The organism is Kitasatospora sp. NPDC036755 (genome assembly GCF_040636595.1).
GTDB lineage: Bacteria > Actinomycetota > Actinomycetes > Streptomycetales > Streptomycetaceae > Kitasatospora.
Genome location: NZ_JBEZUT010000671.1, coordinates 1 through 1,456, shown reverse-complemented (window position 1 = coordinate 1,456; position 1,456 = coordinate 1). Strand labels below are relative to the sequence as shown.

The following is a 1,456-nucleotide window of genomic DNA, read 5'->3' as shown; positions in this document are numbered from 1 at the left end:
CCGGCCGAGGGCTGGACGGCGGCCTCCGGCTGCCCGGGCTGTCCGGTCTCGGGCGTGCCGGTGACGGCGGCGGCCTCCTCCGTCGCCGCGGGCGCGGTGGCGCCGGCTTCGGCGGGTGCCGCGGCTGCCTCCGGGGCGGCGGCCTCGGGCGCGGCCCTCTCGGCCCCGGGCTGCCCGGCCGGTTGCGGGGCCTGCGGGGCCTGCTGTTCGTCCCGCTGCCCGGTGCGGTCCCCGTCGCCGGCCTTGCCGTCCTCGGCGTCCTTTCCGTCCTTGCCGTCCTTGGCGTCCTTGGTGCCCTTGTCGTTCTCGCCGTGCGCGGTGTCCTCGGTGTCCTCGGTGTCCTGCCGGTCCGTGGTGCTGTCGGTGTCCCCGCCGTTCTCGCCGTCCCGGCCCCCGCGGTGCTTGCGCCGCCGCTTCGGGCCGTCCGGCCGCTCGGCCTCCTCGTCCGCCCGCCGGTCCTGCTCATCGGTCGGGGAGCCGTGCTGCGGCCCGTCGTCGCGCTCGCGTTCGTCGCCGGTCCGCTCGGCCGTGCCGGTGACGGGTTCGGGTGTCAGTGCGCCGTCCGCGTCGGCCGGGCGGTGTTCGGCGTCCTCGACCAGTTCCAGCACCCGGGTGTGGTCCGAGGAGGGCATCCGGTCTGCCAGCCGGTCGAGTACGGAGGCCTGCAACTCCGGTGCGAAGCGCGCCAGTTGCAGACGGACTCGGCCGGAGGAGTCGGTCGGGTCGCCGCGCAGCGAGCGCAGGATGCCGGCCGCCAGCCGCTCGACCAGGGTGGCCGGGTCGAGCCGTTCGGTGCGGAACCGGTCGGCGTCGACGGTCGCGTAGCGCAGCCAGCCCGGGGTGGCGCTCGGCGTCACCGCCGCCGGACCGCCGTCGCGCGCGCCGTGCTCGGCCTCCCGTTCGACCGGGTCCTGCGGCAGGCTGACCGCGCCCAGGTCGCGGCCGGCCCGCAGGGCTCCGAGCGGGTTCGGGGCCTGGACGGTGTGCAGCAGCTCGTGGGCGAGCAGCCGTCGGCCGTCCTCGGCGGCCGGGCGGTACTTGCCCTCGCCGAAGAAGAGGTCCGGGCCGACGGCGACGGCGTCCGCGCCGATCAGCTCGGTCAGCGTGGCGGAGTCCCGGTCGGTGTGCACCCGGACCCGGCTGAGGTCGTGTCCGAGCCGCGCCTCCAGCTCCCGGCGCACGCCCGGGTCGAGCGGCTGGCCGGCGCCGGAGACGATCTCCTTCGGTTCGGGCGTCCGGGCCTTCGGCACCCGCGTCCTGCGGCGGGCGGCGTCCTGCCTGGCGTCGGGGGCGGAGTCCTTCGCGCCGGCGGCGAGTCGCGTCATGTCCACCTCCGCTCCGGCGGCCGGCCGGCGCGGGATCGCCGTAGTTGTGCAGCACGTAGGCGAACTCGACGCCGATCGCGCCGGCGCCCGCGATGATGATGCTCTCCGGCAGCTGCTCGGTGAGGATCTGC

Annotated in this window: 1 protein-coding gene; it reads right to left on the bottom strand. The window is 77.1% G+C overall.

Annotated features, from left to right (window positions below; translation table 11 throughout):
* Positions 1 to 1,325, bottom strand: a 1,325-nt coding sequence (locus AB0E96_RS41115) for a DUF4157 domain-containing protein (protein WP_359831946.1), incomplete at its 3' end; no start/stop codon positions are given.
* Positions 1,326 to 1,456 lie beyond the last annotated feature (131 nt).